The sequence below is a fragment of the Parvibaculum sp. genome (assembly GCF_035511255.1).
Classification (GTDB): Bacteria; Pseudomonadota; Alphaproteobacteria; order Parvibaculales; family Parvibaculaceae; genus Parvibaculum.
In genome coordinates, this window is sequence record NZ_DATKFR010000238.1 from 1 (window position 1) to 6450 (window position 6450).

Below are 6450 nucleotides of genomic sequence, written 5' to 3' on the forward strand. Positions count from 1 at the left end.
CGCGACCGGTGTCATGATGCGGCGGAAGGCGGCTTCCCGCTCGTCCTCGGCCGCGCGGTCGAAACTCCGCGCGACGCGAAACGACAATGCCGTCGCCGCTTCCGTTTCGAGCGCGAGGTCGGCCAGCACATTCGCCATCAGAGGGTGGTCGATCAGCTTCTTCTGGAACACCGTGCGGTAGGAACAATGATGGACCGCTTGCGCCACCGCGCCGCGCATCATGCCGGCCGTCGCCACCGCGCAATCGAGCCGCGTATAGGTCGCCATCTCGATGATGTTGCGGACGCCGCGCCCTTCCTCGCCGATCAGCCAGCCCGACGCCGCCTGAAACTCGACTTCCGACGAGGCGTTCGACTTGTTGCCCACCTTATCCTTCAACCTCTGTATACGGATCGCATTCTCCGCGCCGTCCGGCGTGAAGCGCGGCATCAGGAAGCAGGAGATGCCTCCGGGCGCCTGCGCCAGCACCAGAAAGGCGTCGCACATCGGCGCCGAGAAGAACCATTTATGGCCGGTGATGTGATATTCGGCGCCGGGTCCGCCCTTGCCGACCGGTTTCGCGACCGTCGTGTTGGCGCGCACGTCGGTGCCGCCCTGTTTCTCGGTCATGCCCATGCCGAAGGTGACGCCGGTCTTCCCCTTCGCCGGAATGAAGCGTTCGTCGTATTTGCGCGACAGAATCCGCGGGATCCATTCACGCGCGAGGCTGTCCTGAAACATCAGCGCCGGCACCGCCGCATTGGTCATGGTGATCGGGCAACCGTGCCCCGCCTCGATCTGCGTCATCATGTAGGTGCCGGCGAGCCGTGCGACGACCGCGCCGGGCTTCGCCGGTCCGCCCGTCAGCAGATGATCCCAGGGCGAACCTTGCAGCCCCTGTTCGACCGACAGCGCCATGAGCCGATGATAGGACGGATGGAATTCCACCTTGTCGAGCCGGTGGCCGAAACGATCGAAGCTCTTCATCACCGGCAGATAGGCGTTTGCCTGCCGCCCGAGGTCGATCACCTCCGCCGTCCCGATCTTGGCGCCGAACGCCGTCAGCGAAGCATCGGCGTCGCCCGCTCCCTCGCGCTCGACCGTTTCGGCCAGCACGATGTCCGACGTAAAGAGGTTGTAATCCTCCAGCGCGGGCGGCTGGTTGAACACCTCATGGGTCGCGAAAGCCCTCGGATCGGTCATCGGCTCGGTCATGATCTCCTCCATTTCCGGTGGCAGGAAGCCTATCACGGGGTCCGAAAGCGGGGATAACTCCAATGCCGCACCCCTGAAGACTTGCCGCACCCCGGAATCGGCCCTATACAATGCGGCTTTAATGACCAGCGCGGATAAACAGCTCGCCCCGATCTTTCCACACCGGCATCTGCTGGGGATCGAGGGGCTTTCGGCGGCCGACATCGTCGCCCTTCTCGACCTCGCCGATGGATATGTCGAGCAGAACCGCCAGGTCGACAAGAAGGGCTCCGTCCTTCGCGGCCGCACCCAGATCAACCTTTTCTTCGAAGCTTCGACGCGCACGCAAAGCTCCTTCGAGCTGGCGGGCAAGCGCCTCGGCGCCGATGTGATGAACATGTCGGTCGGCTCGTCCTCGGTCAAAAAGGGCGAGACGCTGATCGACACTGCGGTGACGCTCAACGCGATGCACCCCGACCTCATCATCATCCGCCATGCCTCGTCGGGCGCGGTCGAACTGCTCTCGCAGAAAGTTTCCTGCTCGGTCATCAATGCCGGCGACGGCGCGCATGAGCATCCGACGCAGGCGCTGCTCGACGCGTTGACCATCCGCCGCCGCAAGGGCCGGCTCGAAGGGCTCACCGTCGCGATCTGCGGCGATATCCAGCATAGCCGCGTCGCGCGCTCGAACATTCTGCTTCTGAATGCGATGGGCGCCCGCGTCCGCGTCGTCGCGCCGCCGACGCTGCTGCCGACCGGCATCGACCGTTTCGGCGTCGAGGTCTTCCATGACATGCGCAAGGGGCTTGAAGGGGCCGACATCGTGATGATGCTGCGCCTGCAGCTCGAACGCATGTCGGGCTCCTACGTCCCGTCGCAGCGCGAGTACTTCCACTATTTCGGCCTCGACTACGAGAAGCTCGCCTTCGCAAAACCCGACGCGCTCATCATGCATCCCGGCCCGATGAACCGCGGCGTCGAGATCGACAGCGCCGTCGCCGACGACATCCACCGCAGCGTCATTCGCGAGCAGGTCGAGATGGGCGTCGCGGTCCGCATGGCGGTTCTCGATGCGCTCGCCCGTAACCTGCCGAACGAGCAAGCCTCATGAGCCGCACAGCCTTCATCAATGCGCGGCTGGTCGATCCGGCCTCCGGCCTCGACGAACGCGGCAATCTCCTGGTCGCCGATGGCAAGATCGCCGACCTCGGCCCCAATCTCTTCAGCGATGGCATTCCCGACGGCGTCGAGATCGTCGACTGCCGCGGCCATATTCTCGCGCCGGGCCTGATCGACTGCCGCGTCTTCACCGGCGAGCCCGGCGCCGAGCATCGCGAGACGCTGCGCACCGCGAGCCTTGCGGCGGCGGCCGGCGGCGTCACCACGCTCATCGTCATGCCGAACACGCATCCCGTGATCGACGATGTCGCCCTTGTCGATTTCATCGAACGCCGCGCCCGCGATACCGGCATCGTCCACATCCATCCGATGGCGGCGCTCACCAAGGGCCTCGCCGGCGCGGAGATGACCGAGATCGGCCTTCTGAAGGAAGCCGGCGCCGTCGCCTTCACCGATGGCGATCGTGCCGTCGCCAATGCGCAGGTGATGCGCCGCGCCATGTCCTATGCCGGACATTTCGGCGCGCTGATCGTCCAGCATGCCGAAGTGCCGGAGCTCGCAACCGGCGTCATGAACGACAGCGAATTGTCGAGCCGTCTTGGCCTTGCCGGCATTCCGGCGATAGCCGAAACGATCATGATCGAGCGAGACCTGCGGCTTCTCGAAGCGACGGGCGGTCGTTATCACGTCGCGCAGATCTCCTGCGCCGCCTCCGTCGACATCATCCGCCGTGCGCGTCGCAACGGTTTGAACGTCACCTGTGGCGTCTCGGCGGCGCATCTCGCGCTCAACGAGAACGACGTGCAGGGTTACCGCACCTTCTTCAAGCTCTCGCCGCCGCTCCGGTCCGAAGTCGACCGCCGCGCGCTGGTCGCCGGTCTCGCCGACGGCACGATCGACGTCATCGTCTCGGGCCACAACCCCCAGGACGCGGACGCCAAGCGGCACCCCTTCGCCGAAGCGGCCTTCGGCGCCATCGGCCTCGAAACGCTTCTGCCGGCGAGCCTCGCACTGGTTCACAATGGCGACCTGCCGCTGGCGCGTCTCCTCGGCGCTCTCACCTTCGCGCCCTCGGACCTCCTCGGGCTCGGCACGGGCCGGCTCGCCGCCGGTCTGCCGGCCGATCTCGTCCTCATCGATATGGGGGTGCCATGGATCGTCGAAGCCTCTAAGCTCAGCTCGATCTCGAAGAACACACCCTTCGAGGATCGTCGCCTTCAGGGCCGCGCACTGCGCACCATGGTCGGCGGCCGCACGGTCTACGTCCATGGTGAGGGGGGACACTAACCATGCCGCAAGGAATCGACTGGGCCGGGGCCTCGCCCTGGCTTCTCGGAACGATTTTTGTCGGCTACCTGCTGGGCTCCATCCCTTTCGGTCTGATCTTCACGCGCATGGCCGGGCTCGGCGACATTCGCGACATCGGTTCGGGTAATATCGGCGCGACCAACGCGCTCCGGACCGGCAATAAATGGGTCGCCGGCGGCACATTCATCTGCGATGCCGGCAAAGGTGCGATCGCGGTCCTTCTCGCCCGTCATTTCGGGCCGGGAGACATTGCCCCCACCCTCGGACTCATCGCCGGTGCCGCCGCTTTCCTCGGCCACCTCTTCCCTGTCTGGCTCGGCTTCAAGGGCGGCAAGGGCATATCGACATTCATCGGCGTCAATCTCGCGCTCTATTGGCCGGTCGGCCTTCTCTTCTGCGCGACGTGGCTCCTTGTCGCCGCGATCTTCCGCTATTCGTCGCTCTCCGCCCTCGTCGCGACGACGCTCACGCCCGTCTATCTTTTTTTCCTGGGGCAGACGTTCATCCTTCCCCTGAGCATTTTTCTCGTTATTCTGATTTTCATCGCGCATCGCGACAATATCGGTCGGTTGCTTTCAGGTACTGAGTCCCGTATCGGCTCCTCGAAATCCAGCTAAACCCGAAAGCTGACCTCCCATGAGCAGACCGCTCTCAGGAGCGGAGCGTCTGGCAAGGCTTCGTCTCGCGCGCAGCGATACGGTCGGCCCCGTCACGTTCCGTGAATTGCTGCAACATTTTCCGAATGCCGTCGAGGCGCTCGAGGCGTTGCCGTCTCTCGCCGCGCGCGGCGGACGCAAATCGGCGTTGCGCATTCCCAGCCGTGCCGATGCCGAGCGTGAGATCGCGGCAACGGAGGCGCTCGGCGCGCGGCTCATCGTTTATGGCGAGCCTGACTTTCCGCTTCGCCTTGCCGCCGTCGATCCGCCGCCGCCGGTGATTTCGGTTCTCGGAGCCCCGCATCTCGCCGAGCGCAAGGCCGTCGCCATCGTCGGTTCACGCAATGCGTCGGCTGCCGGGACGAAGCTTGCGGCCACCATCGCGCGCGATCTGGGACAGGCAGGCTTCACCATTGTCTCCGGCCTCGCGCGGGGCATCGATGCCGCCGCGCATCGGGCGTCGCTCGATACGGGCACGATCGGCGTGCTCGCCGGCGGGCTCGACATCGTTTATCCGGAAGAAAATCGGGCCCTTCAGACTCAAATCGCCGAGCGCGGCGCGCTCATCAGCGAAATGCCGCCAGGCACGCGACCGCAGGCCCGGCATTTTCCGCGACGCAATCGTCTGATCTCGGGCCTGTCGCTGGCGGTCGTCGTGGTCGAGGCCGCGATGCGCTCCGGCTCGCTCATCACCGCGCGCTTCGCGCTTGAACAAGGCCGCGACGTTTTCGCTGTCCCGGGTTCGCCGCTCGATCCCCGGGCTCGTGGATCGAACAGCCTCATCAAGGACGGCGCGGCCCTCGTCGAAAACGCCGAGGACGTCATCGCTGCGCTTCAACAGACACCGATGCGACCCTTCACCGAGCCGGATGCTACGCATTATGGCCGCGCCAGCGGCACGCCCTTCGAGCCCGATGCCGCGATGCGCCAGCGCATTCTCTCTGCGCTCGGGCCAACGCCCACGGCGGTCGATGACATCGTCCGGCAGACGGGCGCAAGTATCCCCGCGATCCGCATGGTGCTATTGGAGCTCGATCTCGCAGGCCGGTTGCATCGCGATCCGGGAGATCGCGTCAGCCTCTTGCCCGAAGAGTAAAGCCTGGGCTCAACGAACCTAGGCGGATTTCTTCTGTCCCTTGACCGCTGACCGCCCCATCGTCAACAGGCGCGCCTCTTCGACGGCCATGCCGATCAGGTAAGCGAGAAATCGCTGCTTGCGGGATGTGGCCAGACGGCGCGCGCCGACCAGAAGGTCGAAGAGGTAAGCAGCGACATCTTCCTCGGCCATATCGGCAGAGCGTGCCGCCGGAACGACCGTCCCCCGCTCCAGGCCTCCATTCGAAAGAAAATCCGCACTGTTCGCCGGGACACTGACCGCATTTCGCATTGCTTCTCTCCCTGCCCCAGAGTGGCGTCAAAGGCTTTGACCCCACTATCTAGACCGAAAGAATTATAAACACGAGTTCACTTGCATTGAAATAGTTAATTCCTATCCTGTCCGTTAGGATAGGATTTTCACGCCCAATCCGGCTCGATCCGCCAAGTAGGCCAGTTTATCCCGGTTTTCTGCGGCATTTGACAGGGTGCCGGCTTTTCACCATGTTCTGGCTGCGGCCGATGGAGCCGGCGGCGGCGCCGGATTGCGCCTTCTCTTTTCATCGGTGACCAGTCGATCTGGCCCGTCCGCAGCGACGGGGCGGCTCCCGTCAACACGCGGACCCGTCTGCCGCACGCGAATTTGGAGACTGAGCGCTCGATGGACGTCGTTATTGTTGAGTCGCCCGCCAAGGCGAAGACCATCAATAAGTATCTCGGCAAGGGCTTCAAGGTCCTGGCTTCCTATGGCCATGTCCGCGACCTGCCCTCCAAGGACGGCTCGGTCCTCCCCGACGACGACTTTCGCATGGCCTGGGACGTCGATCCCAAGTCCCAGAAGCGGCTGAACGACATCGCCGCCGCGCTGAAAGGCGCGGACAAGCTCATTCTCGCCACCGACCCCGACCGCGAGGGCGAGGCGATTTCCTGGCATGTGCTCGAAGTCCTGAACAAGAAGAAGGCGCTGCACGGCATCGACGTCGAGCGGGTGGTCTTCAACGCGATCACCAAGAACTCGATCCTCGAGGCGATGAAGCATCCGCGCGGGCTCGACAAGGAGCTGATCGACGCCTATCTCGCCCGCCGCGCCCTCGACTAT

General features: G+C 64.5%; 7 protein-coding genes. 5 read left to right on the plus strand and 2 right to left on the minus strand.

Features of this window, described 5'->3' with window-relative positions; genetic code table 11:
- Nucleotides 1-1194: acyl-CoA dehydrogenase family protein (locus VMR03_RS09470; RefSeq protein ID WP_325404547.1), on the minus strand; the 1194-nt coding region annotated here is incomplete at its 3' end.
- 121 nt (nt 1195-1315) lie between these two features.
- Between VMR03_RS09470 and VMR03_RS09475 the strand changes: the two genes are divergently transcribed.
- Genes VMR03_RS09475 through dprA form a run of 4 tightly spaced genes read left to right on the plus strand, consistent with a single transcriptional unit; the run spans nt 1316 to nt 5352 of the window.
- Nucleotides 1316-2284 carry an aspartate carbamoyltransferase catalytic subunit gene (locus VMR03_RS09475; protein WP_325404549.1) on the plus strand — a complete coding sequence of 323 codons (969 nt, stop codon included), beginning with the start codon at nt 1316-1318 and terminating at the stop codon, nt 2282-2284.
- On the plus strand, nt 2281-3579 hold the full coding sequence (gene pyrC / locus VMR03_RS09480; protein WP_325404551.1) for a dihydroorotase: 1299 nt from the start codon (nt 2281-2283) through the stop codon (nt 3577-3579). The genes VMR03_RS09475 and pyrC overlap by 4 nt, the downstream gene beginning before the upstream one ends.
- A gap of 2 nt (nt 3580-3581) precedes the next feature.
- The gene (gene plsY, locus VMR03_RS09485; protein WP_325404553.1) at nt 3582-4217 is read left to right on the plus strand and encodes a glycerol-3-phosphate 1-O-acyltransferase PlsY; all 636 of its coding nucleotides are present in this window, start codon (nt 3582-3584) and stop codon (nt 4215-4217) included.
- Nucleotides 4218-4236: 19 nt separating this feature from the next.
- Nucleotides 4237-5352: a DNA-processing protein DprA gene (gene dprA, locus VMR03_RS09490; RefSeq protein WP_325404555.1), complete on the plus strand. Its 1116-nt coding sequence runs from the start codon at nt 4237-4239 to the stop codon at nt 5350-5352.
- An 18-nt stretch (nt 5353-5370) separates the two neighbouring features.
- Here dprA and VMR03_RS09495 read toward each other — a convergent pair whose 3' ends face one another.
- Nucleotides 5371-5643: a hypothetical protein gene (locus VMR03_RS09495; RefSeq protein WP_325404557.1), complete on the minus strand. Its 273-nt coding sequence runs from the start codon at nt 5641-5643 to the stop codon at nt 5371-5373.
- A 369-nt stretch (nt 5644-6012) separates the two neighbouring features.
- Between VMR03_RS09495 and VMR03_RS09500 the strand changes: the two genes are divergently transcribed.
- The coding region (locus VMR03_RS09500; RefSeq protein WP_325404559.1) for a toprim domain-containing protein at nt 6013-6450 on the plus strand (438 nt) is incomplete at its 3' end.